The sequence below is a fragment of the Maribellus luteus genome, from assembly GCF_003576475.1.
Lineage (GTDB): Bacteria > Bacteroidota > Bacteroidia > Bacteroidales > Prolixibacteraceae > Draconibacterium > Draconibacterium luteum.
This window is the reverse complement of record NZ_QWGR01000017.1, coordinates 59,427-84,850: the sequence shown is the minus strand read 5'-3', so window position 1 is coordinate 84,850 and position 25,424 is coordinate 59,427. Positions and strand designations below refer to the sequence as shown.

The 25,424-nt window shown below is 44.2% G+C and carries 22 protein-coding genes; 15 read left to right on the top strand and 7 right to left on the bottom strand.

The features are described from left to right. Positions 1-8 precede the first annotated feature (8 nt). A complete protein-coding gene (locus tag D1614_RS20455) occupies positions 9-647 on the bottom strand; it encodes a hypothetical protein (RefSeq protein WP_119439848.1) in 639 nt (212 codons plus the stop codon). 189 nt (positions 648-836) lie between these two features. Further along, positions 837-1,988, bottom strand: coding sequence for a hypothetical protein (locus D1614_RS20450; protein ID WP_119439847.1), 1,152 nt, complete (start codon positions 1,986-1,988; stop codon positions 837-839). A gap of 204 nt (positions 1,989-2,192) precedes the next feature. On the opposite strand from D1614_RS20450, the gene ruvX reads away from it, so the two are divergent. The 5 genes from ruvX (at position 2,193) to D1614_RS20425 (ending at position 8,350) form a co-directional block, all read left to right on the top strand. After that, positions 2,193-2,615: a Holliday junction resolvase RuvX gene (gene ruvX, locus D1614_RS20445; protein ID WP_119439846.1), complete on the top strand. Its 423-nt coding sequence runs from the start codon at positions 2,193-2,195 to the stop codon at positions 2,613-2,615. 115 nt (positions 2,616-2,730) lie between these two features. Continuing rightward, positions 2,731-3,288, top strand: coding sequence for a peptide deformylase (gene def, locus D1614_RS20440; RefSeq protein WP_119439876.1), 558 nt, complete (start codon positions 2,731-2,733; stop codon positions 3,286-3,288). Between the two features lie 53 nt (positions 3,289-3,341). Further along, the gene (locus D1614_RS20435) at positions 3,342-5,351 is read left to right on the top strand and encodes a ComEC/Rec2 family competence protein (protein ID WP_147384331.1); all 2,010 of its coding nucleotides are present in this window, start codon (positions 3,342-3,344) and stop codon (positions 5,349-5,351) included. 198 nt (positions 5,352-5,549) lie between these two features. Beyond that, the gene (trkA, locus tag D1614_RS20430) at positions 5,550-6,884 is read left to right on the top strand and encodes a Trk system potassium transporter TrkA (protein ID WP_119439844.1); all 1,335 of its coding nucleotides are present in this window, start codon (positions 5,550-5,552) and stop codon (positions 6,882-6,884) included. Between the two features lie 20 nt (positions 6,885-6,904). Then, entirely contained in the window at positions 6,905-8,350 is a 1,446-nt protein-coding gene (locus D1614_RS20425) for a TrkH family potassium uptake protein (RefSeq protein WP_119439843.1), read from the top strand. Positions 8,351-8,374: 24 nt separating this feature from the next. Here the strand turns inward: D1614_RS20425 and D1614_RS20420 are convergent, their stop codons facing one another. Beyond that, positions 8,375-8,989 (bottom strand): L-threonylcarbamoyladenylate synthase, encoded by a 615-nt coding sequence (locus D1614_RS20420; protein ID WP_119439842.1) that lies wholly within the window; start codon positions 8,987-8,989, stop codon positions 8,375-8,377. 71 nt (positions 8,990-9,060) lie between these two features. On the opposite strand from D1614_RS20420, the gene mnmC2 reads away from it, so the two are divergent. The 10 genes from mnmC2 to D1614_RS20365 all read left to right on the top strand — a co-directional run bounded on the left by mnmC2 (position 9,061) and on the right by D1614_RS20365 (position 19,634). Then, positions 9,061-9,726 (top strand): tRNA (5-methylaminomethyl-2-thiouridine)(34)-methyltransferase MnmC2, encoded by a 666-nt coding sequence (gene mnmC2, locus D1614_RS20415; RefSeq protein ID WP_119439841.1) that lies wholly within the window; start codon positions 9,061-9,063, stop codon positions 9,724-9,726. Positions 9,727-10,041: 315 nt separating this feature from the next. Further along, positions 10,042-10,557, top strand: coding sequence for an IS1096 element passenger TnpR family protein (locus D1614_RS20410; protein ID WP_119439840.1), 516 nt, complete (start codon positions 10,042-10,044; stop codon positions 10,555-10,557). A gap of 106 nt (positions 10,558-10,663) precedes the next feature. Then, positions 10,664-11,581 carry a tRNA (adenosine(37)-N6)-dimethylallyltransferase MiaA gene (gene miaA / locus D1614_RS20405; protein WP_119439839.1) on the top strand — a complete coding sequence of 306 codons (918 nt, stop codon included), beginning with the start codon at positions 10,664-10,666 and terminating at the stop codon, positions 11,579-11,581. After that, positions 11,568-12,026, top strand: a complete 459-nt coding sequence (locus D1614_RS20400; protein ID WP_119439838.1) for an NUDIX domain-containing protein — start codon at positions 11,568-11,570, stop codon at positions 12,024-12,026. The genes miaA and D1614_RS20400 overlap by 14 nt, the downstream gene beginning before the upstream one ends. An 89-nt stretch (positions 12,027-12,115) precedes the next feature. Continuing rightward, a complete protein-coding gene (locus D1614_RS20395; RefSeq protein WP_119439837.1) occupies positions 12,116-12,601 on the top strand; it encodes a D-glycero-alpha-D-manno-heptose-1,7-bisphosphate 7-phosphatase in 486 nt (161 codons plus the stop codon). Between the two features lie 25 nt (positions 12,602-12,626). Continuing rightward, entirely contained in the window at positions 12,627-14,840 is a 2,214-nt protein-coding gene (locus tag D1614_RS20390; protein WP_119439836.1) for a RelA/SpoT family protein, read from the top strand. A 67-nt stretch (positions 14,841-14,907) separates the two neighbouring features. After that, positions 14,908-15,345, top strand: coding sequence for a Fur family transcriptional regulator (locus D1614_RS20385; RefSeq protein WP_119439835.1), 438 nt, complete (start codon positions 14,908-14,910; stop codon positions 15,343-15,345). Between the two features lie 169 nt (positions 15,346-15,514). Then, entirely contained in the window at positions 15,515-16,789 is a 1,275-nt protein-coding gene (locus D1614_RS20380) for an adenylosuccinate synthase (protein WP_119439834.1), read from the top strand. Positions 16,790-17,103: 314 nt separating this feature from the next. Continuing rightward, on the top strand, positions 17,104-18,540 hold the full coding sequence (locus D1614_RS20370) for a nicotinate phosphoribosyltransferase (RefSeq protein ID WP_119439832.1): 1,437 nt from the start codon (positions 17,104-17,106) through the stop codon (positions 18,538-18,540). Further along, a complete protein-coding gene (locus tag D1614_RS20365; protein ID WP_119439831.1) occupies positions 18,537-19,634 on the top strand; it encodes an alanine racemase in 1,098 nt (365 codons plus the stop codon). The genes D1614_RS20370 and D1614_RS20365 overlap by 4 nt, the downstream gene beginning before the upstream one ends. Positions 19,635-19,670: 36 nt before the next feature. Here the strand turns inward: D1614_RS20365 and D1614_RS20360 are convergent, their stop codons facing one another. From D1614_RS20360 to D1614_RS20345, 4 genes are read right to left on the bottom strand one after another with little or no spacing between them, the layout of a single operon-like run. Beyond that, complete coding sequence (locus tag D1614_RS20360) at positions 19,671-21,188, bottom strand: ATP-binding cassette domain-containing protein (protein WP_119439830.1); 1,518 nt, start codon at positions 21,186-21,188, stop codon at positions 19,671-19,673. Between the two features lie 5 nt (positions 21,189-21,193). After that, positions 21,194-23,011, bottom strand: coding sequence for a prenyltransferase/squalene oxidase repeat-containing protein (locus D1614_RS20355; protein ID WP_119439829.1), 1,818 nt, complete (start codon positions 23,009-23,011; stop codon positions 21,194-21,196). 1 nt (position 23,012) lies between these two features. Continuing rightward, a complete protein-coding gene (locus tag D1614_RS20350; RefSeq protein WP_119439828.1) occupies positions 23,013-23,846 on the bottom strand; it encodes a hypothetical protein in 834 nt (277 codons plus the stop codon). Position 23,847: 1 nt separating this feature from the next. Beyond that, complete coding sequence (locus D1614_RS20345; protein ID WP_119439827.1) at positions 23,848-25,419, bottom strand: polyprenyl synthetase family protein; 1,572 nt, start codon at positions 25,417-25,419, stop codon at positions 23,848-23,850. Positions 25,420-25,424 lie beyond the last annotated feature (5 nt).

The window sequence follows — 25,424 nt, the reverse complement described above, 5'->3', positions numbered from 1 at the left end:
GCACCGGATTATGAGTTGTAAATGCTTCTCTCGTCACAATAAGGAGGACATACACCAGCATGGTTAAAAACGTCGTCATCTTCTCCTGACGTTTGCATTTCCATCGTTCTCACCGGCCCGATGATTACATCCATGGTTTTTGCAATACCAAATTCAAGTTGTATCTCGGCCCTGTTTTGCGCGTTGAATAATTCATGCAACTCAAACTTGGTCAACAAATAGGCATTGGGATATATGTATTGCCTGAACGGTGCTCCTTCATCCTCCGGATCGAGTTCGCCCGAACGCCACTTGCGATACATCCTGATACTCTCAATCACCATCTTGTTATTATCCGAAAGGTTCACATTTTTCTTGGATAATTTGAATACCGGAGTTTCATAATCGGCATAGACATCGCCACTTCCCAGCAAAAAAGCAGATACAGCATAAGCACAAAGCTCATACTTACCCTCGTTCTTTTCCGGTTCAAGACCAAGATATACCCGCACCCGGTTTTCGTTTTCGCCAATCAGCGATTTATACGTTTCCTTTTGCAGGATAATCTTTGGAACCTTAAGATTAAAGGTGAGCTTCGACTCCTCTTTAAAACTTTTTCTCCAGTTCTCAGCCTTTTTGGGCGGCAATTGATCTCTTTTCAGTTTCATAGACATTTTTGACATCGCATTTGGTTTTTTAAAAATAGATAAAAAAATGCAGCGAATGAATGTTCCGGCAAATTAAAAACATTTATTCATCTGACATCTTTCATTTTCTCCCCATAAAAAACTACCTGCACCCAAAGTGCAGGTAGTGGAACAAGAAACAATATATTTCGAAGGTCTAGTAATCACTTACTACCAATAAATATCGTCGTAATAATATCCGGGACGCTCAAATCCGTCGTCATAGGCATAATATCTTTCCGGATAATGAACCAGGTTGAACCCGTAGTTTGATGCTTCAAAGAACAAGTTTCCGATTCTGAAATACAGGTAACCGTTTACGTGAACCCGTTCGTAATGTCCTTTCGGCAAATACTGGAAGGTAAATCCGTAAGGCAAATCAACCAGTATGTAACCTACTCCCGGACGGTAACGGAAGAAATGTCCGTTGTAACAATAATACTGATGATGGTTGTGAACGAAAACCACCGGACGGTAATCAAACCTGGAAAGAACGTGCCCGTAATGCGGGTGATGAAAATAATACCTTGAGTAGGTGTAAGACCGCGGGTTATAGCCGCTGTAATAATCGCGCCAGCTATTGTAATTCCAGCGGTAGTTTTCCCACTTTCTGTCCCAGTGATTCCTCTTTGAATAATTGTAATTAGAATAATACCTTTTGTCTTTATGGTTGTAGTTCATCCGCTCAGAACGGTAGTTCCCTTTCCAGTAATTACTGCTTCCCCGGTAATTTTCGCTCGGAGAATAGCGTCTGTCCGCTTTATCAACCCGGTAAAAATCCCGGTTTTCGTTAACTGTTCTTCCGGTATTCCGGCGTCCTTCGCTGGTAGAAGTACCTACCCGCACATTGCGGTTGTCATTCTCCCGGCTGCGAACGGTATTCCGGTCTTGCTCCCGTGAAGTACGATAAGTGGAATTCGAATTCCGGCTGGGAGTTGCCTGACTGCTTTTCTGAACACTTCTGTTGTTTCCCTGATTTGTTACATTTCTGTTTGACTCCCGCTTCTGATAATTTGCAGAAGAATTGCGTGAGTTATTTGACTGCGAACGATTCTGGTTGTTACCCGACTTGGTTACAGACGAACGGTTACCCTCGCTACGTGTACTTCTCAGTTTTGGATCAACCGATTTTCGCTGAACTTTGTCGTACTCTTTGTAAGTACTTTTGCGCTCCACGTTTTTTCGGGTTTCCTGCGTGCTCCGCCTGGATTCGTTGCCTTCCTGACTCGATCTGCGTTGTGCGTTCGCCTCAAATGTTGTTGCTGTAATAACTGCCGCCAGAGTAAATATCGTGGCAAACAGTCTGAATTTTATCGCTTTCATGACGTTTATTTTAAAATTCAACAAATTGTTTGCATTGCTCTTTTGGCGCCTTGTTTAAACCGGTAATTGCAAGTGAAATTGCAAAGCACGTGCCAAAAATGAAACGCCAAATTTACACTTTACCTGAATTCTCTGAAAACAAACCGTTTAACCAGCTCTTTTTTTTCTAATCAATTCTCTATACTTTTGCAGCGATTTAAAATTATGGCAAGAATTCTATCCATCGATTACGGCAAAAAGCGTGTGGGAATGGCAGTTACAGACCCGGGACAAATAATTGCAACCCGGCTTACCACAATACCGACTCACACTATCTGGGATTTTCTGAAGGAGTATTTTCTGAAGGAAAAGGTGGAAACCGTAGTAGTGGGCTATCCTCGCCAAATGAACAACGAAGCCTCTGAAGCTGTTCGTTACATTAATCCTTTTCTCCGTAAATTCCAACAGGTTTACCCGGAGATCAGGCTGGAACTTTATGACGAGCGCTTTACATCGAAAATGGCTTTTCAAACCATGATTGATGGAGGGCTCAAAAAAAAGCAAAGACAGAATAAAGAGATGATAGACGGAATTAGTGCTACCATCATTCTGCAAGATTATTTAGAGCAGCAAAGAAATTTGCAGTAAAAAAGTAAACAAAAAAGAAGCAAGACAACAGGGAATTCGGACCAGCAAGAGTGATTATCAGCATTTGAAAGCCATTAGAAAACCTGTGTCGATTGAAAATAAAAAATACAGACGAATGAAATACCCGGTAACAGTTTACGGCGATCCTATTTTAAGAAAACGCGCGCAAGAAATAGATAAAGACTACCCCAACCTGAAAGAAGTAATTGAAAACATGTGGGAAACCATGTATTATTCTGACGGAGTTGGACTGGCAGCGCCACAAGTGGGCATGTCAATTCGTTTGTTTGTAGTTGATGCCAGCTCGGGCGCTGATGATGAACCTGAATTGGAAAATTTCCAGAAAGTGTTTATCAATCCCGAAATCCTGGAGGTTGACGGAGAAAAATGGGTTATGAACGAAGGATGCCTGAGTCTTCCGGAAATACGGGAAGACGTTTCGCGCCACGATGAAGTTACACTTCGCTACTTCGACGAAAACTTTGAAGAGCATACGGAAACTTTCAAAGGTTTTGCGGGCAGGGTTATCCAACACGAATACGACCATTTGGACGGAAAGCTTTTTATCGACTACCTCTCTCCGCTCCGGAAACGACTACTGAAAAGTAAACTTATCAGCATCAGTCAGGGTAAAGTAATTCCAGCGTACAGGATAAAAGTTCCTGCCAAATAGAAACCTTTTCCCAGGGGATTCGTTTGAGCGGATATATCCTTCAGGCAATAACCTTGGAAAAACTGTTTCTAAAAATACCCATTCTCAGAATTGCCGTATCATACGGCACAGGAGTGCTTGCAGCCGCTTACATAAAACCGGAAAACAGCCTGTTTTTTCTGAGTGCGGGTATTCTTTTTTTGGTGTTAATTCTGCTAAACATTCGCTACCGGTTTTCATTCGAAGGTATTTTTGGAGCATTAACAAGCATCTTGTTCTTTTTGCTCGGGATTGCATTCTTCAACCAACACAATCAACCACCGGCACTATTCGAAAACGGCCAATTTTCGGCCGTCGTTCTGGAGAAGCCGGAAGAAAAACCCAATTCTTACAAAACTGTCCTCAAACTGAACTCCTTTATCAAAGGAGACTCAATATTTCAGGCAAACGAAAAAATACTGGCCTATTTCGGAAAGAACAGCCATGCGGAAGACCTCGTTCCCGGCTCCGTTATTTTATTCAAGGAGGATCCCCGCATTGTTACCAACAATGGCAATCCTTATGAGTTTGACTACCCAAAGTACCTGAACCGCCAAAAAATATACCGCCAGTTATACCTCGCCGATGAAAAGTGGAAGCCGACAAACATCACGGTAAATAGCCCGGTTATAATGGCAGAAAAACTTCGGGAAAAGCTACTGACTATTTACCGGCAGCAAAATTTGGGCAAAAATGAAACGGCTATTCTTTCTGCACTTACGCTGGGCTATAAACGAGGGCTTGATCCGGAAACCAAACGAGTGTTTTCGTCCGCAGGGGCAATGCACGTGTTGGCCGTATCCGGCTTGCATGTCGGAATTATTTTCGGGATGTTTGTGTTGATTTTTGGCTTTCTGAAAAAGACAAAAAAAGGAAGCATCCTGTTTGTGGTCTTTTCCATTATTATGCTGTGGAGTTATGCTCTTTTAACCGGTCTTTCGCCATCAGTGTTGCGGGCTGCCACCATGTTTTCGCTGGTAAGCATTGCCACCAGCTTAAACCGGCGGGCCAATATTTACAACACACTAGCCACATCAGCCTTTATTCTTTTGTTACTAAACCCCAACAATCTTTTTGAAGTTGGATTCCAGCTTTCGTATTCAGCCGTATTTGGCATTGTTTTTCTTCAACCCAAACTGGAAAAACTATGGAAGGTTAAAAACCGAATCATCCACTACTTCTGGGTTTTAATGACCGTTTCAATAGCTGCCCAAATTGCAACCTTTCCATTCACATCGTATTATTTCAATCAATTCCCGACCTATTTTCTGCTGACGAATGTAGTCATCATTCCGGCGGTTTTCGTACTAATCATTTTGGGTGTTTTACTGCTTCTGCTATCCGGAGTTCCCTATTTATCCACAGGACTGGCTTTCGTGATAAAAGAAGTGATCGGCAATTTGTTCGCCTTACTTCAATGGATTGAAAATTTACCTCATTCCGTTTTTAAAATTCCTTTTAGTGTGTCACAATCCATAAGTTTGCTGCTGGCCTTCCTCTTTTGTTTTGCTTTTATCGAATTCCGGCGTGCACGGCAGTTGAAATATGCATTCCTCTTATTCTCGGTGGTAATGTTGCTTTCCGCCAGTCAAAAGTTCTGGCAGTACCAGCAAAAAGAACTGATCATATTCAACAATCGCGACAACCTTACCCTCCAACTAATTAAGGGGCGTCAAAACTACATCATAACCCAATTCCCGATCGACTCATCGGCTTACACGCGTCAGATGACACAAAATGTAACAACGCAAAAGAACCTTCACCAATCCGTGTTCCTGGAGTACGGTACTTTATTTGAAGACAAGCACCTGCTTCTCAAAAACAACTTTATTTGTTTTGAAGACAAAATCATTCAAATTGGTTTGACCAAAAACGGCCCGCAAGAATTGACTCCTGATATTTTGGTATTAAATTCTTACTTTATTCCCGAAGAGTACCAAATTGATGCTGAAACCAGCGTAATAACCACGAGAAACATACACCCGCAAAACACCTTTATCCATTCTCTCCCGGCAATGGGTGCATTCCGTATTCAGTGGCAATAATGGGTTAATTATATTGAATACAAATTAACGTTATAAAACCTTCAAAAATACTTCTTGACTCTCAAATACTTGTATTGTTTTTTGCAGCCGGGTATGTTAAATTTGAATGAGGTAAAAAATTAAAAAACAGTTTTTTACATGGAATTGTAGAAGTTAATACATTAATTTGTTGCGAATTATTTACAAAGACAGCAGACGATGAAAGTTGTAATTGCCGGTGCCGGCGAAGTGGGGACACATTTGGCAAGGATGTTATCCAAAGAAGATCACGACATTGTGCTTTTGGATGATTCGCAGGAGCGACTCTCCAAAATAAGCAGTGAAGTAGACCTGATGACGGTTATTGGTTCAGCGCATTCTTTTTCAGACCTGAAAAAAACAGACCTGGCAAAAGCCGATCTGTTTATTGCGGTAACACCGTTCGAAGAACGAAATGTTCTGGCTTGTGCCATGGCGAAATACCTTGGCGTAAGCCGTACCATTGCGCGTATCAACAACCAGGAATACCTGCAGGAAAAATACCGGGCCAAATTAAACGACATGGGGATCAACGAATTGATCTACCCTGAAAGTCTGGCTGCCAAAGAAATTGTAGCTTCGGTTAAACAAACCGTTACCCGCCAGATGATCGAATTTTCCAATGGAAAGTTGCTGCTTCTGGGCATCAAAGTCCGCGACAATGCACCAATCCTGAACAAAACGTTTGAAGAACTGGCCATCGAGCACCAACATCTGTTGGTTGTAGCGATTAAACGCGACAACGAAACGATCATTCCCAACGGACACGATTCGATACAAAACGACGATGTGGTTTTCTTTGTCACAACTCCATCAGAACAAAGCAATGTTTTGGAACTCACCGGGAAAAAACAGTTTGAGGTCAAAAACATCATGTTTATGGGAGGTAGCCGTATTGCCCAAAAAGCTGTTGAAAAACTGGGCGAAAGTTACCGGATAAAAATCATTGAAAGCGACAGGGAACGGTGCGAGGAAATCGCCGACCGCTTTAGCAATGTACTGGTAATTAACGGAGACGGACGAAACCTGGATCTTTTGAAAGAAGAGGGCATTGACAAAATGGATGCTTTTGTAGCTACTACCGGAAATTCGGAAACCAACATACTGGGATGTAACCTGGCCAAGACACTGGGCGTTCGCCGGACCGTGGCCGAGGTTGAAAACCTGGCTTACATGAAACTGGCTGACAACACAGGAATTGGAAGCATTATCAATAAAAAACTGATTGCGGCAAGTTACATCTACCGCTTTACACTGAATGCCGAAATATCAAAAGTAAAATGTCTGACAGCTTCTGAAGCAGAAGTTTTTGAATTTATTGCCAAGCCCGGGGCTAAAATCACCCTGAAGCCTGTAAAAGATATCGGATTTCCGGCCGAAGCCAAAATCGGCGGTGTTATTCGCGGGAACATGGGATACATTGCCCACGGCTACACCCAGGTGCAGGAAGGCGATAAAGTGGTGGTATTTACCCTGCCATCAGGAATTAAAAAGATAGAGAAGTTCTTCAAATAAGCGATCAAAACCAATCTGGGATGAATCTCAAGATCATTTTTAAAGTACTTGGTTTACTCTTGGTTGTTGAAGGGTTTGCAATGCTTTTGACGTCCGTGGTAGCACTAATCTACGGAGGCAACGACACTGTCGCATTCCTGATCTCTGCCGGGATCAATCTCGGAATCGGTGCATTAATCACTGCTGCCACCTGGAAAGCAAAAAAAGACATAGGGAAACGCGAAGGTTTTATCATTGTAACAATGGTATGGCTGGTGTTCTCCTTTTTCGGATCGCTTCCCTATATTCTGAGTGGTTCCATTCCACGTTTTACCGACGCTTTTTTTGAAACCATATCGGGGTTCACAACCACCGGTTCTTCTATTTTAAACGACATTGAAGCTCTTCCGCACGGAATTTTATTTTGGCGAAGCATTACGCAATGGCTTGGAGGAATGGGAATCATCGTTCTCTCACTGGCCATTTTACCGGTATTTGGAATAGGAGGAATGCAGCTGTTTATGGCGGAAGTGCCCGGTCCTACACCGGATAAAATTAGTCCCCGGATTACGCAAACAGCCAAAACACTTTGGGGAATCTACATCCTGTTCACCGTGCTTGAAACCATTTTGCTCTGGATTGGGGGCATGAGTTTTTTCGATTCAATTTGCCACTCGTTTACCACCATGGCAACCGGAGGGTTCTCTACCAAACAGGCAAGTATCGCACACTGGCCTTCGCCTTTTATTCAATATGTAATCACTTTCTTCATGTTTCTGGCAGGCACGAATTTTACCCTGTCGTACATGGCCATAACCGGTCGTTTTTCGGCGATTTTTAAAGATGAGGAATTCAAATACTACAGTTTAATAACCCTTAGTTTTTCCGCAGTGATTACTGGCGGGCTGCTGCTCTCTTCCCACCTCAACTTTGAAGGTGCCTTTCGTGAAGCGTTGTTCCAGGTGGTATCCATTGTAACAACAACGGGTTTTGCCACCGCCGACTACCTGGTCTGGCCACCTTTCCTGACTATGCTCATTTTTGCATTGTTTTTCTTTGGAGGCTCTGCCGGATCAACCGGGGGAGGCATCAAAATCATGCGTATTGTAGTACTGGCTAAAAACGGATATTATGAACTGAAACGCCTGGTACACCCGCGCGCGGTAATTCCGGTAAAATTCAACCGTCATTCGGTTGATTCTAAAATCGTAACCAATGTGCTTGCGTTCTTTATGTTGTACATGGTAATTTTCTTTGTCAGCACCATTCTGTTTACCCTGATTGAACCCGACATGGAATCATCGATGGGAGCCGTTGCAACAAGTTTGGGGAACATTGGTCCGGGGCTTGGAAGCGTAGGACCTGCCGAGAACTTTTACCACATATCGCCGCTCGGAAAATGGTTTTTATCTTTTCTGATGTTATTGGGACGTTTGGAGTTGTTTACAGTACTGGTACTTTTCTCGCCGTCTTTCTGGAAAGAATAAAAACCAGCGTTGCATTCAAAGGTCTTAATACTCCAGTATACCTTTGCCTTCCCGTACAATTTCAATATCATCGCCGGAGCAATCAACAATGGTTGACGGAACGAGTTCCCCATAACCGCCATCGATCACCACATCGGCTACATCCTGGTATTTTTCGTAGATCAACTCCGGATCTGTGGTGTATTCAATAATTTCGTCCTCGTCGCGAATAGAAGTCGACATGATCGGGTTTCCGAGTTCTTCTACAATCGCACGAATAATATTGTTGTCCGGAATCCGGATGCCAACTGTCTTCTTTTTTCCCTTAAAGTATTTCGGAACATTGTTATTGGCTTCCAGGATAAAAGTAAAGGGCCCCGGAAGATTCTTCCGGATAAGTTTGAAAACGTGGTTGGGTATAGGCTTCGTAAAATCAGAAAGATGACTAAAGTCGCTGCAAATAAACGAAAAGTTACTTTTTTCGATTTTTATTCCCTTGAAACGGGCGACTTTCTCAACGGCTTTCTGATTGGTGATGTCGCACCCCATTCCGTAAACAGTATCAGTCGGGTAAATAATCACTCCTCCCTGTCGCAATATTTCAACAATATCCCGAATGTCTCGTGGATTAGGATTTTCGTTATACAACCGTACCAACATATTTTCTACTTTTGAAGCTCAAATTTAGTTTTTTCAATCGTAAAACAAACCACCCGTATTTTATAATACCAATGGAAAGACGTTTAATAGACACTGCAGATGGCTCTAAAACATTGTTTATCCCGGCAATGGATGAACAATATCACTCGGTGAACGGTGCTCTCACCGAATCGAACTATGTTTTTCTTCAGCAAGGCTATTGTGCCCATCCCTCAGCATCGCCTGCGGTATTTGAAGTAGGGTTCGGAACCGGGCTAAACGCTCTGGTTACTGCCATGGAAGCCAACAAAAGCAAAAGAAAGACCCGCTTTGTTAGCATCGAAAAATACCCGGTTACGCCGGATGAAATACAAGCGCTTGATTACGGCCGTCTTTTTTCGGAAGAAGCCATTCATTTGTTTCAGGAAATACATGCAGCAGAATGGAACAAAGAAGTCACAGTTTCCGACCATTTTTCGCTGCTAAAAATACACGCCGACCTTACTGAATATGATTTCACCGAAGAGCAGAAATTCGATGTAATTTATTTTGATGCCTTTGGACCGGACAAACAGCCCAATATGTGGCAAAACGACATTTTTCTTAAAATTTACCACGCATGCCGTCAAGATGCAATATTCGTAACTTATAGTGCGAAAGGCGAAATCCGACGGAAACTCGCGGCTTGTGGCTTCTCAATGGAGCGTCTTCCCGGGCCTCCCGGAAAAAGACAAATGCTCAGAGGAATAAACAAATGATGACATTTTGCTACAAAAACAATAAATTGAATCAAAAAAATCTGAACATTATAGCCGATTGTTCGACAGAAAATTATGCTTAATATTTTTTAACATTTTTTAAAACGTCCTTTTCAGTGACAAAAATCAGCTAATTTTCAGAGGCAAAATTTCTTTTAAACAAGTTTAAAACCAACATCTTGAGTTGGGAAAGTCATAGAGAGTGAATCTAACAATCCTTGTTTTGCGATAGATAATTTCTATCAAACAGGCAATTCTCATCTTGGATTTTGAAAATATATCCGTAAAATTTGGATGTAATTCAAGGTGAAGGTTATGATATTTCAATTTCAGATCAATTCACAAGAATCCCAAAACTTCCGGCTGGAGGTTACTCTCGATGCAAAACATTCATTTTTCGATTTTCATACAATTATTCAGAAAAGTGTAGGTTTTGAATCGCACCAACTGGCATCTTTTTTCGTCTCGGATAACAGGAGGAAAAAGCTGGTTGAGATATCGATGCTCGACTTAGGTATAAATGGCGCTGCGTTCTTTATTATGCAAAAAACAAAGTTAAGCGACTTGCTGCATACCAAGGGACAACAGTTGATTTATACTTTCGATTTCTTGAATGACAGATCATTTTTAATAGAACTAACTGGTATTATTATGGGAAAAAATCTTAATGAACCATTTATCACTCTTAAACAAGGAGACGCCCCTGTACAGGTTCTTGGAGAAGAAGTTACTCACCGTGAGCAACTCGACTTAATGCAAGAAGAAGTGTACATGGATTTTGGCGAGTTGGATGACTACACTGAAATCTTTGGGGAGATGGATGATTTCTGATCCACGGTGGTAAATGAGGATTATTTTTAAGAAATTTCAAGACTGTTCATCTTATTTTGAACAGTCTTTTTTTTACCCTTAATTTGCGGAAAAGACACCATCTTTTATGCAAAAAACACTTGTTGTTCTGACCGGTCCTACCGGAATTGGAAAAACCTCGGTAGGAATTGAAATTGCCCGGCACTATACTACCGAAATCGTTTCATGCGATTCGCGCCAGATTTACAACGAATTGAACATCGGAACGGCAGTTCCTACTCCCCAAGAACTGGCTGCGATACCTCATCATTTCATCCAGTCGCACTCGATAGAAGAAAATTACAACGCCAGCAGGTACGAGAACGAAGCACTGAAATTACTGGAAGCGCTGTTCAAAAAACATGATCTTGTTTTAATGGTCGGCGGATCAATGTTGTACGTAGATGCAGTATGCAAGGGAATCGACGAAATGCCCGATGCCGATCCCGAAATAAGGGCAACCTTGAAACAACGCCTCGAAACCGAAGGGCTGGAAAGTTTACGACTTCAGCTAAAAAAGCTCGATCCGGAGTACTACGAAACCGTTGACCTGAAAAACCCAAACCGGATTATCCATGCATTGGAAATCAGCCTGATGACAGGCAAACCCTATTCTTCGTTCCGAACCAACCCCGCCAAAACACGTTCATTCAATATTATAAAAATCGGACTGAACTGTGACCGCGAATTACTTCACCAACGCATCAACCAACGTGTAGACCAAATGATAGATGCCGGGCTGGTTGAAGAAGCCAGAAGCGTTTACCCGAAAAAACACCTGAATGCACTCAACACCGTGGGGTATCGCGAGTTATTCGACTGGTTTGACGGAACAATTACCCGCGACAAAGCCATTGAACTAATCAAGCGAAACTCGCGCCGGTATGCAAGAAAGCAATTAACGTGGTTTCGCAGAGACGAAAGCGTACAATGGTTTGAGCCCACACAAACTCAGGAAATTATCTCGTACATTTCTCAAACAATTCAGCAAAATGACACCCAATAAATTCATACTCCGTGTATACGGACTTGTGGTAAACGAGCAAAAAGAAGTGCTGATTTCCGATGAATTTGAGTTGGGAATAAAAATGACCAAGTTCCCCGGCGGAGGACTCGAATTCGGAGAAGGCTTAACAGATGGTCTTATCCGGGAATTTGCGGAAGAATGCAACGGACAGGAGATTGAAAACCTTCGCCATTTTTACACCACCGACTTCTACCAGAAAGCCCTGTTTTTTGAAAACGCCCAGCTAATCAGCGTTTACTTTCTGGTGGATTTAAAACTCCCCCTCCGATTTTCGGTTTCGGAGAAAGCTTTTGATTTTGAAATCGGAGGTCCGGTCACCCAAAGTTTCAGATGGGTAAAAATAAATGAGCTAAAAGAAGATGATGTTACTTTCCCGATTGATAAATTTGTTGTAGGGAAATTAAAGCAAACGTTTCTGGGGTAAAGCTGTTTAAAGTTTTGGAAGAAAAGAGAAAGACGATTCATGAACGATCCGTACTATTGGCGAATAAGTAGAAAGCGTATTAGTAGAAAATGCAAGAAAAATTAAAAAGAAAGGCTCTTTTCCTGGATCGGGACGGAACCATTAACATCGACAAAGACTATTTGTTCCGCATCGAAGATTTTGAATTTCAGCCAGGAATTTTCGACCTTATCCGCAGTTACAGCGATCAGGATTATTTAATTTTTATTATTACCAATCAATCGGGCATTGCCCGCGGTTATTACACCGAAAACGATTACCTTCAATTAACGCAATGGATGACAGAGCAGCTACAAATAAATGGAATACATGTTGAAAAAGTTTACCACTGTCCGCATCATCCTGAAATAACAGGTTCTTGCACCTGTCGAAAACCAAAGCCCGGCTTGATTGTTCAGGCTTTGAAAGAATACCCTATCGATCCGGAACGTTCAGTTTTGATAGGTGACAAAGAAAGAGATATTTTAGCCGGACAAAATGCCGGAATAGGAAAGAATTTATATATTCAACCGCTCTTGAAAAAGGGCGTTTTTTAGCATGTATTCGTTTAAAATTTGAAACGTGCAACATTTTACACAGGCAGAAATAGGATACATTGAGGATCGCTACCAGGATTTTCTGAAAGTTCTCAAGGGAAAATTCGACGAAGGAAGATTGGCGCGGATTGAGAAAGCGTTTCGCTTTTCCAATGCTGCGCACGATGGGATCAAACGAAAATCAGGCGAGCCCTTTATCATTCACCCGATTGCCGTTGCAAAAATTGTAGCGGTAGATTTGGGTTTGGGAGCCACTTCCATTGTAGCAGCTTTATTACACGATGTAGTTGAAGACACCGAATACCGCCTTTCGGACATCGAAAACATGTTTGGAGAGCGCGTAGCCCGCATTGTTGACGGACTGACGAAACTCTCGGGAGATTTTGATGCAAGACACGCCCTGACACTCAAAAAAATGCTGATGACTTTGTCGGACGATGTGCGGGTTATTCTCATCAAAATTGCTGACCGGCTTCACAACATGAGGACGTTGGATTCGATGCTGCCTCACAAAAAGATCAAAATTGCTGCCGAAACGCTTTTCCTCTATGTTCCGTTAGCACACCGCCTTGGCTTGTATGCCATCAAAAACGAACTCGAAGACCTCAGTTTCAAACACAAACATCCCGACGAATACAACCAGATTTTACTGATGCTTCACAACCAGGAAGAAAAAAGAAACTACCTGGTCAATGAATTCATCCGCCCCATAGTAGAAAAACTGAAAAATGAAGGTTTTGACTGCGCGGTTACGCACCGTTTAAAAACCTGCTATTCAATCTGGCGGAAAATGCAAAAAAAATCGGTGACTTTCAACGAGATATACGACATATTAGCCATTCGTATTGTTGTCAGATCGGTTCCCGAAATTTCGGAAAAACGGCAATGTTTTGATGTACTTTCCATTGTTACTGACATTTACAAACCAAAGCCCGACCGGATTCGCGACTGGATAACAACACCCAAAGCCAACGGCTACGAATCGTTACATGTTACCGTAATGGGGCCACAGGGAAATTGGGTGGAAGTACAGATCAGGACCGACCGGATGGACGACATTGCTGAGCACGGGTTTGCTGCGCATTACCGTTATAAAGACATCCGCACCTTCGAAAACGAACTCGACCCGTGGATTGAACAGATTCGGGAATTGTTGCAAAGCAACGACTCGGATGCCTTTGAATTTCTGGACGATTTTAAGCTCAACCTGTATTCTTCCGAAATCAATGTTTTTACACCCAAAGGCGACATGATCTCTTTGCCGCAGGGCTCGACCGTGATTGATTTGGCCTACGAAATCCATACCGACCTCGGAAATAAATGCATTGGCGCCAAGATCAACCTGAAACTGGTTCCGCTGAGCCACGTTTTGCAAAATGGCGACCAGGTGGAGATTCTCACCTCCGAAAACCAGGTTCCCAAACTCGATTGGCTGAAATTCTCCAACACAGCAAAAGCGCGCGGAAAGATTAAAGATGCTTTTAAAATTGAAAAGGCCAAACACACCGAAAAAGGCAAACAACTTATTGAAGAGGCTTTTAACCATATAAAAGAGCCCGCTTCGGCCAACAACATAAAAAAACTGGTAGCCCATCATAACCTGAACAACCGCGACCAGCTTTACTCCGAAGTTGGAATGGGTTTTATTGATCTGAAGGACATAAAAGAGATCATTGGCAAGAAATCGGAAAACAAGCTGGTAAAATACTGGAACATTACTTTTTGGGGAGGCAATAAAAATACACCAGAAATAGCTCCCACGAAGAAGATCGATCAGAAAAAGCCCTTTCTTCTGAAAGAAACACAGGACGACACTTCTTTTTCGCTGGCCAAATGCTGCAACCCCATACCCGGCGAACCCGTGGTAGGTTACCTGAGCAACGAAGAACATGTGATCATCCACAAAGTTGATTGCCCCGAAGTGGCCAAACTGCTCACCAACCAGGGAGAGAATATCATCCGCGCCGAATGGACCAAGTTTAAACGACAGTCGTACCTTACCCGCCTCAACCTCGAAGGCTTTGATCGCCTGGGCATTGTACACGAAGTAACTACGGTGATTTCCAAGGGGCTAAACATAAACATGCGTTCAGTGAAATTCGATACGCACGACGGAATTTTCAAAGGCGACCTCTTCCTTTACATCCACAACGCAGAAGACCTGAAGAGTTTAATTTCACGGCTCAAAAACATCAAAGGCATCGAAAATGTTTCCCGGGTAGAAAACCTGAACGAATAATTTATATCCATTCTAAAAGAATCAAAAAAATTTATATTTTTGAGACCTATTTAAAATTGGTTTAATTATGAATAACCAGAAAACGCGGGAAACAGTAAGAACCATGTTTACCGAATACCTGGAAAAGAACGGACACAGAAAAACACCGGAAAGGTTTGCTATTTTAGATGAGATTTATTGCCGCGACGGACATTTCGATATCGAGTCGCTGTATATTTCCATGAAAAACAATAACTACCGGGTTAGCCGTGCTACACTATACAACACCATCGATCTGTTACTGGATTGCAAACTGGTGGTAAAGCATCAGTTTGGAAAAAACATTGCTCAGTTTGAAAGAGCTTTTGCCACGCTTCAGCACGATCACCTGATTGACATGGCCAACGGAACGGTGATGGAGTTTTACGATCCGCGTATCAGAGAAATCATTGAAGATGCCTGTAAAAAGAATAATTTCAAACTCTCGCATCACACGTTGTATATTTATGGCGAACATGATAAATAAGTGAAGTTACCGCTTCATTAAAAAATATTAAGATCCTTCCCTGCGAAGGATTTTTTTATGTGTGCAAATAAAATTATTACTACTTTTAAATGCTTAAATCGAAAGCCGTGAAAATTCGTCGTCAAAGATTAATTTTCACGGTTTTGTATGTAAAATAAAAATCAAAATCATGAAGGTAGATGTTTTGCTGGGCCTCCAGTGGGGAGACGAAGGAAAAGGAAAAATTGTGGATGTACTCACTCCAAAGTACGATGTTATATCCAGGTTCCAGGGTGGTCCAAACGCAGGTCACACACTTGAATTCAACAACATCAAACATGTGCTTCATACCATTCCTTCCGGTATTTTCCGCGAAAACAAAATCAACATTATCGGAAATGGCGTGGTTATCGATCCGGTGGTTTTCAAAAAAGAAATTGAATCGCTCGACAAAATTGGCGTTGATATCTCCGAGAACCTTTACATTTCGAAAAAGGCACACATGATTTTACCCACTCACCGAATTTTAGATGCAGCTTCGGAACAACAAAAAGGCGACACTAAAATCGGATCGACCTTAAAAGGAATTGGCCCAACTTACAAAGACAAAATCGGCCGCGACGGATTACGCGTGGGTGACTTGTTGCACAACTTTGACGAAAAGTACACAGCTCGCGTAGACAACCACAAAGTGATGCTGACCGAGTTCTTCAAATTCGATTACGAACAAATGCTGAACGACTGTGAGAAAGACTGGTTTGAAGGCGTTGAGCTATTAAAGTCGTTCCACATTGTAGATACCGAGCACATGATCAACGATGCCCTCAAAGCTGGGAAATCGGTTTTGGCAGAAGGTGCACAGGGAACCCTGCTCGACATCGATTTTGGCTCGTATCCTTTTGTAACCAGCTCGAATACCATTTGTGCCGGAGCTTGTACCGGACTTGGCATTGCACCACAAACCATCGGCAAAGTGTTTGGCATTTTCAAAGCCTACTGCACCCGCGTTGGAATGGGGCCCTTCCCTACCGAGCTGATGGATGAGACAGGCGACAAAATGCGCAACGCAGGCCACGAGTTTGGCTCAACCACTGGCCGTCCGCGCCGTTGCGGCTGGCTCGACCTGGTGGCCCTGAAATATTCGGTAATGCTGAATGGCGTAACCGAACTGATCATGATGAAAGCCGACGTACTCGATGATTTCGAAACGATAAAAGTTTGTGTAGGTTACGAAATCGACGGAGAAGTGGTGGAACAATTCCCCTTCGAACTGAACGATACCGTAAAACCCGTTTATGTGGAACTACCCGGCTGGCAAACCGATCTTACCAAAATTAAAGATCAGAATGAATTCCCGGAAGAATTGAACAACTACATCAATTTTATTGAAGATGAAATGGGCGTTCCGGTTACCATTACTTCAGTGGGTCCGAACCGCGAGCAAACCATCATCATGGAACAATAATCAGCAGAAGATTTCTATAAAATACAGAAGACGTTCCTTCGCTTTGGCGTTGGAACGTTTTTTTATGCTCCTGTTTCCATGTCGTTCCATAAAAAAAGAAATCAAACAACTGAAAATACCCCACCCTTCTATCTCGCTCCGGGTGACTGTCAGACTGAGCGAAGTCGAAGTCTTTCATCGTTAACGAAACGACATCGATTCCGATTTTCGCTTTCGTTAACATTTTCCTCCAAATAAAAGCTAATACTCCCCGTTCTGTTTTTATTACAGATTTTCTTGTTTATATTTAATGCACTGCTATAATTCGGGGGAAAATGCAATTGAGTGATCAAAAACTGGGACTTTACACCGATTTCTATGAACTAACAATGGCTCAGGGGTATCTCTCCTGCCACAAACAAAATCAACAGGTTTGTTTCGACTATTATTACCGCACCAATCCTTACAAAGGCGGGTTTACCGTTTTTGCCGGGCTTCAGGATTTGCTCGACATGCTGAGCGATTTTACTTTTTCGGAATCTGACATCGAATATTTAAGCACCCAGGGTTTTGAGCCCGCTTTTCTCGACTACCTGCGCGGTTTTCGTTTTAAAGGACGCTTATTCAGTGTAAAAGAAGGAGAAATTGTTTTTCCGAACGAACCGCTGGTACGCGTTGAGGGGAACATCATCGAATGCCAGCTGATCGAAAGCCTGTTGCTGAATATCCTGAATTTTGAATCGCTGATTGCCACAAAGGCCTTCCGGATCAAACTGATTGCAGGCGAAAGACTGTTTGCCGATTTTGGTTTGAGACGCGCCCAGGGACTTGGCTCCATACATGCCAGCCGGGCTGCTGTAATCGGCGGGGCCAGTTCTACATCGAATGTGCTGGCAGCTAAACTTTTTAATATCCCGGTAAGCGGCACCATGGCGCACAGCTGGGTACAAAGCTTCGACAACGAACTGGAAGCTTTCCGTTCGTATGCCAAAACACATCCCGACAATACGGTTTTACTGGTCGACACTTACGATACCTTACACTCCGGTGTTCCGAATGCCATCATCGTCGGACACGAAATGAAAGCCGAAGGAACACGCTTAAAAGCGATCCGGCTCGACAGCGGCGACCTTGCTTACCTGAGCAAAAAAGCCCGCAAAATGCTGGATGCAGCAGGTCTTAACGATGTTCAGATCATTGCCTCCAACCAGCTGAACGAATATGTAATCAAGACACTTTTGCGCGACCAGAACGCTGCAATCGACGGATTCGGAATCGGAACTGAGCTTATCACCGGAAAAGACAATGCGGCGCTGGACGGGGTTTACAAACTTTCGGCTATCGACAGCGAGCTAAAAATGAAATTCTCGGAGAATACCGAAAAAATAACTCTCCCGGGCAGGAAACAGGTAATTCGTTACCTGGATGAAGATGGCAACTTTTTTCGCGACGGAATTATCCTGGAGGAAGAAGATCCGGACAAGGTACCTAAAATTTATCACCGCGTTTATCCGGAAAAGAACACCGATGTTGCCGGCCATCAGAAAGAATCCCTGATGGAGCTTGTTTTCTCCGAAGGAAAGGTTTTGATCGCCCGGAAAAGCCCGCAGGAAATTTACCGCTTCCTTGAACAACGGTCACAGCAGCTGCCCGAAGAACACAAACGATTTATAAGCCCTCACATATACAAGGTTGGAATATCCGAAAAACTGATGAGTGTCCGTAACGCGCTCACAACTAAACTAAAAACATTACACCGCGACAATAAATGATTGAAATTATCAGACCCACTTTTGTTATCGACAAAGAAGTTTGTCTGCAGAATATTGAAAGGATGGCTGAAAAAGCCAAAACGCACAACTTGCGTTTCAGACCTCATTTTAAAACCCATCAATCAGCAAAGATTGGCGAATGGTTTCGCCTGTTTGGAGTAGATGCCATCACCGTTTCGTCGGTCAGCATGGCCGAATATTTTGCCATGAACGGGTGGGACGACATCACCATCGCATTCTCGCTGAATATCCTGGAAATGGGCAATATCAACCGCCTGGCCGCTTCGGTAAAGCTAAATGTGCTGCTTGAAAACCGTGAGGCTGCAGAAATATTGTCAAGCCAGGCCAAGGCCCCGATCGGCGTATACCTGAAAATAGATACCGGATACAACCGGACAGGAATTCCTTCCACCCGGACAGGACTTATCGATTCCATTCTCGACATTATTGCCACCAACCCGAAAATAACCTTTAAAGGATTTCTGACACACACAGGGCACACCTACGAAGCACGTTCGACCAACGAAATATTTAGCCGCCAGTTTGATGCGCTCCTAAAACTGAGAAGTTTGAAAGCGGCCTACAAGCGACGGTTCCCCAATGTGGAGATCAGCATGGGCGACACTCCTTCGGCAAGCATTTGCAATAATTTTGGCGGAGTTGATGAGCTTCGTCCCGGGAATTTTGTCTTTTACGACCTGATGCAGCACAGCCTGGGCGCCTGCTCCATGAAAGACATTGCCGTTCGGATGGTTTGCCCCGTAGTGGCCAAACACGTTTCCCGGAATGAAGTGGTGATTTACGGGGGCGCAGTTCATTTCGCCAAAGAAAGTATTCTCAACACCGATGGAAAGCCGCTGTATGGCAGGATCGTAATTGAAAAAGACGGAGAAAAGCAACTGCTCGATACCAACAACTATTTGTCCAGATTGTCGCAGGAACACGGAGTCATCAAAATGACACCCACCAATCTCCGGGAGATCAATGTGGGCGATTTAATGAAAGTCATCCCAGTACATTCGTGCTTAACCGCCAACCTGGCCAAAACTTATATGACGACGGAGGGAGAAGAAATTTCTACCGCCAATACCTGATTTCAGAAGGAAAGCGAAACAAAATATACATCCGGGTTAGGAAATTCTCCCCTGCTTTTTGATCTGGCCTTTTTCCAGTTCCAATGCGTGTGTCACACATCCCGGAATTTCTTCTTTTCGGTGCGTTACATAAATCATAGTGGTCAGATCGTTCCGGCAAATTTCATCAAGCAAGTAGATAAACCGTTCGGTATGTTCGGGATCAAGTCCCTGGCAAGGCTCGTCCAGTATCAGCAGATCGGGAGATTTTACCAGCGCCCGGGCCAAAAGAATGGTTCGCTGCTCGCCCAACGAAGCATGTAAAAAAGAAGCTTCCTCCAGGTTTCCCATTCCCAGCATTCCGAGCCACTTTTGGGCCTTTGCCAGTTGTATTTTTGAATGCGTGGTATTGAATCCAACCTCATCTTTAAAACCCGACAAAACCACATCGGCACAAGTAAGCGAGTTGTAACTTAGTTCACTTCCGGAAGCCGGTTTATAAATTCCGCGGTGCCGAAGAAAATACAAATGCAATTCGGGCGATACAAAACCAATTTTTTTCTTTATCTCCCACACCGTTTCGCCACTTCCCCGCCGACGGTCAAAAAGAACCAGATCGTTGGAATAACCTTGCGGATTGTCCGCCGTTATCAAGCTTAGCAGCGTGGTTTTTCCGGCACCGTTATGCCCGCTTAATACCCACCTGTCTCCTGTATTTACTTCCCAGTCAATAGAATCAAGCACCTTTTTATCACCGTAAGCAACCCGCACATTCTTCATGCACACCACCTGCCGGTAGTTCTTCTTTTCTTCAGATAATTCCCTTAAAACTTCCAGGCTAAAACGGTTTGCTTGCAGTGGATTTGGGTTACTGAAATGCACATAATCTTTTGCGCACACCGCCGGTTTTGCCTTCCCGTCATTCATTTCCACCACAAAATCAGTAAACGCCGGGATCAACACCGGATCGCTCACGATAAGCAGGGTCAAGCCTTTTTGTTTCTGTTTTCCCAGGATCGAGGAAAGTGTTTCCCGTGCATGAACATCCAGCCCAACAAAAGGTTGGTCAAGAATCAACCAGTCAGGCTTTTCCAACAAAGCAACAGCCAACTGCACTCTTTTACGCTCGCCATTGCTCAACGACAATATACGCCGCTCGCGTAAATACCCAATTTCAAGCTCCTCCAGAACCTCTGCAAATACTTCTTCCTGAAGATCGGGCACCCTTCGCATAAAAAATTCGTGCACGGTCGGAATTCCTTCTTCGTTGGAACTTTCATAGCGCTGCCCGTAATACGTGGTGCGCAAACCGGCAGATGCAATAAAATGGTCTTGTTGCGAAACAAAAACCACGCTCTTGCTTTCATTCCAGCGCATCACTCCATGCGTCGGTTGTAAATCACCGGAAAGAAGCCTGGCCAAAGTAGTCTTTCCACTACCCGAAGCACCGGTAATTACAACGCACTCTCCAATTCTTATCTTCAAGCTGACGGGCTGAAGGATGGTTCTGTGATTTGCACTGAATCCGATGCTTTCAGCTTCTGCAATAACCGCACGTTCTTTCATCCCTTCCATAACTTTCAGGTTGTAACGGCCTCAGCAGCGAACTGTTCACAGGTTCTGCTGAGCGCTTCCAGGTAAGCAGTTACGGGATACAAAGCTTCGTCGTACCAAAGCGAGGCAAAATAAAGCCCGATAGGCGCGGGTTTAAACCCGTTTTTCTGAATATACGTTTCAAGCCAGCGGTGCCCGTTCATGCAAACGGCTGTATTTTTGTCCGAAACAAGCGCAGACACAGCCAGCGAAGTTTCTTCAATGGTCCCCGAAATATTTTTTCCGCCCCCCCAGCTTCCGTCTTCATTTTGCACCAACAGCAAAAAAGCCTGCCCGCCTTTAATCAAATGTTTAAGCCTGTTTTGGACATCTTCCGAATGCCAGTTATGCGTTAAGGCATCTTTTAAATAAGTCACCACTTTGGCTGTTCCGTACACGGGGTTAGAGTGATCTCCCGCCGACTGATTTCCAAACCAAAGCGGCACCCAGCTCCCATCTGCCGACTGCTTGTGTTCCAGGTATTTTAAGACACGCTCAAAAATGGCTTTCAACGCACGCACATCCTTGTTTCGTATTTCATCCCGGTAGGTTTCCAACACCGCAGACACCGCCAGCAAACAGTGTCCGGTTAAATCGGAACAACTCTGATCAAAGGGCAGTTTTCCCCAGCCGCGCGAAAAGGTCGGAAATCCGCCATCGCTGTTCTGCAGCTTCTTCAGCCACCGGGCTCCGTTCAGAATTTCATTTTTTACCTGCCGTTCGGGCTCAAGATTCAGCAGAGCCAGTATCACCCCGGGCGTGTCGTCCCCATCAGGCACCGAACCCGAAAAACTGGTCCAGCCCCAGCCTCCCGGAACAGTACCGTTAAACGGATGAACCCGGTCGTTCTGGATCAGTTTAAAATGATCGGCAATATCGTCTTCCTGGTCGGTAGTCAGAAAGCCACTTAAATTTGATCGAAAAGCTTTTACCGAAAGCGATGTCACCCAGGTTGAAAGATCCACATCGATGGGCCATCCGCCGTCTTCACGTTGTGTGCGTTTTAAAAACTGAATGCCTTTCCGAACCACTTCAGTATCGCCAAAACCGGAGTTGATCAGACTCAGCGCAACAAAAGCCGTTAAAGGAACGGCCTCCAGAAAACCACCACTCTCGGGCAACATCCGGTGCAAGATCCGCATCGCTCTTGGGATGGAAAATCGCCGGACAAAGCGCCCGAAACGATTGGATTTTTTCTTTTTGAAGATTACAATTCCCACGGCCACCAGCGCCGGAATGGCGTAACTCACCACGCTCAGGTTCAGCAAACGATAAAAAGGCCGCGGCAACAGAGAAAGTTCAAAAGGAAGTTGCGGAATATGCCGGAACGCGTCTTCTCCGGGCACACCACACAATCCGCACATCGCCAGGATCGGCACCGAAAACGTATAGTCTTTCTGATAGTGCGCCAAAATAAATTCAGCCACTTGCGGAGAATTCACATCAATCTTCAGGGCCTTCAAATAGCCCGCAGTTTTCTGCTGCGTTTCCCTTACCGCCTTTTCCTTTGCCGAATAAAGGTTCAACGCTGCATAAACCAGCAAACTCGTACTCACGTTTCCCGGACTCTCCGGGGTATCGCCGTAACTGCCATCGCTGTTAATGTTCTGCTGCAGCCACCGGATTCCACGCTGAATGCCATCCGAATTCTTTTGCGGATCGTCAAAATGCAGGGCAGCCACCGCCACCGCCACTCCCAGCGCACTGGAAGAAAGCCCGCCTTCCCAATATCCCTCCGGGTTGAGTTTCAAGGCCAGCATCCGGCCTACTTCATTTAGCTGATGATGTATCTTCTCTTTGTCCATTTTATGAAAGCAATCCCAAAGTTAGCAATCCATAAAAAGTATATTCCAAATCTTGGGAAGAATCGCCATCGCCCGACAAAAAAGCTCCTTTTTCGTAGTTATCCTGCACCAAATTCAAACAATCGGGAATCACCAGCCGAAGATCGGCTCCCACTTTTTTCAGAACAAAAAGTGCCACAGCGGTTGAAAGCAGATCCGCATTTTCCTGCTCGGGGAATACTTTAAATCCTTTTCCGCTTTCAAAATAATCCATCAAAACAGCCACTTCCCCACTCAGTTTCTTCCCGGTCAGGAAACGGGCAAAAAGCAGGGAAGCAAAAAAACTGCAAGGCAAATTTCCTGTGGGTCTGTAAAAATTCAGAAAAAGCCGAACTCCCCCATAAGCCAGCCGGTTTTTGCCATAGAGTGCATCAAAACTCAGCATAAAAAGAAAAAACTGGTAGGCTGTATTCAGGTTTTTACCTCCTTTTCGAATCCATCCGATCAACTTAAAAAGGGATGGCTTTTTTACATCGTTTCCCAATATCCGGTTGATCAGCAGGCAAGAAAACTTATCGACTACTTTTTCGGGTGCAGGCTGAACAGCGGATGTAAACTTCCCCAGATTTTTTTGCTGCTCCTCCTGCTTTAAGGCCACCGACAGCCAGCTTCCAAACAGCGAATAATACCAATCGGGATTTCCGGCGCGGTTAGAAAAAGCACCGGAATTGTGTTGCTGTGATTTTACAAAGGCAATTACCTCTGCCCGGCTGGTTTCATCGAGCAGTAAAAATCCATTTTCAACTTCGGAAATAAACTGATGAAATACGGGTTGGTATGCTTGTTTTCCGGTCACGCTACGATTTGAATACTTTACCCATCACTCCGTACAAACTCAGCCGCAGCTTCCGGTTCTCCAGCCGATTGAGCTCGGCGTAACACCTTTGCACATATTCGTCCAGGTATTTATCTGCCGTTGTTTCCGTTTCATGAATATTGAAACGCTCAAGCAGCACGTCAAAATTACCGCTTTGAATGATTTCTGAAAACGACGGAGAATGTCCGTTGATACTTTGTTTTAGCAACGACAACAGGAACGGAAAATCAAAAGCATGCTTCCGGTCGTTAACTTCGCGGAGTTCATTCAAATCGTCACGAATCTGGTAGGCAATGCCAAAATATTCGGCAAACTGAGCCAAAACTGCCAATTCCTTTTCCGGAGCATTTCCGGCAATGGCACCGGTTAGCAGCGCCACTTTCACGGCTTCCCCGGTTTTTTGCTCAAATATCTTCAAAATATCATCTACTGATTTTTGCGCGATATTCTGCGACAAAAGAATGTCAGCACCCTGTCCTTCCGACAAATTCAGGTGTGAGTTGGCCACCACTTTCAGGCACTCGGCCTTTACTTTTGAATCGCACGGAGCACCTGCCAGCAACTGGTAACCTTTACCGATCAGGTAATCACCAATGTTGATAGCCACCGGGATTCCGGCCGTTTTATGCAACGCAGGCTGATCGTAACGAAAATCCTCGTCGTCCTGAATGTCATCGTGCACCAGCGAAGCTTTGTGAAAACACTCGATGATCACTGCCAACGCCTGCTGTACTTCCTCCTGAATTTCTTCTGAATAGGACTGATACGCAAGCAGCGCCAGCAAAGGACGCATCCGTTGCCCGCCCAAAGCCATGGTAGTCCGGGCCAGTTGCTCGGTTTCGGTGTGCCCGGAGAAATATTTTTTTAGCTTCTCTTCCGTAAAGTATTCTTCCACCTGGTTTCTGATCACCGAAACCGAAAGTGGCCTTGATTCGGCTTTATCTGTGATCTGATCAATCTCGGAAAACAACCAGTCGTAGTCGAGCGAAGTATTGCTGCAACCGTTGTACAACAGCGGCAGCCCAATAACCGGAACAGCAGCCCGCGAAACCGGCTCAAACGAATTTTGCAAAACCGGCATGCAACTCACGCCAATTACCGCATCGATCGAACCTTCTTCCACCAGGCCAATGGCAACCGTTGTTCCCTCGGCCACCAGTGTTGAATAGCCCAGTTCTTCGGCTTTTCCAATAATATCGTCAATCTGGCAACCTTTGCAGCCGGCACAGATCAAACCCAGCTCATCAAAAATCCCTTTGCACTGCAGGTTATTCCGCAAACACTGCGGCAGCAACAGCAAACGGCGGTGAAAAGGCGTCGCATTCACCACCTCGCGCCAGGTTTCGTTGCCCAGCAAAACAATGGTAAAATCAAGAAACTCCTCATCCATATTCAGCTGAGACAGCAGTTCCCTCGACTTTGCCTCCAGCAACTCAAAAGAAGCCGGTGGCAGAATTTTATTCTGTTCAGCAAACAAAACGACTTCCTTCCGCAACAATTCACGGATTCGCTTGTCCGTCGGGACTTTCAATATGCGTTTTTTTGCTGTCATATTTT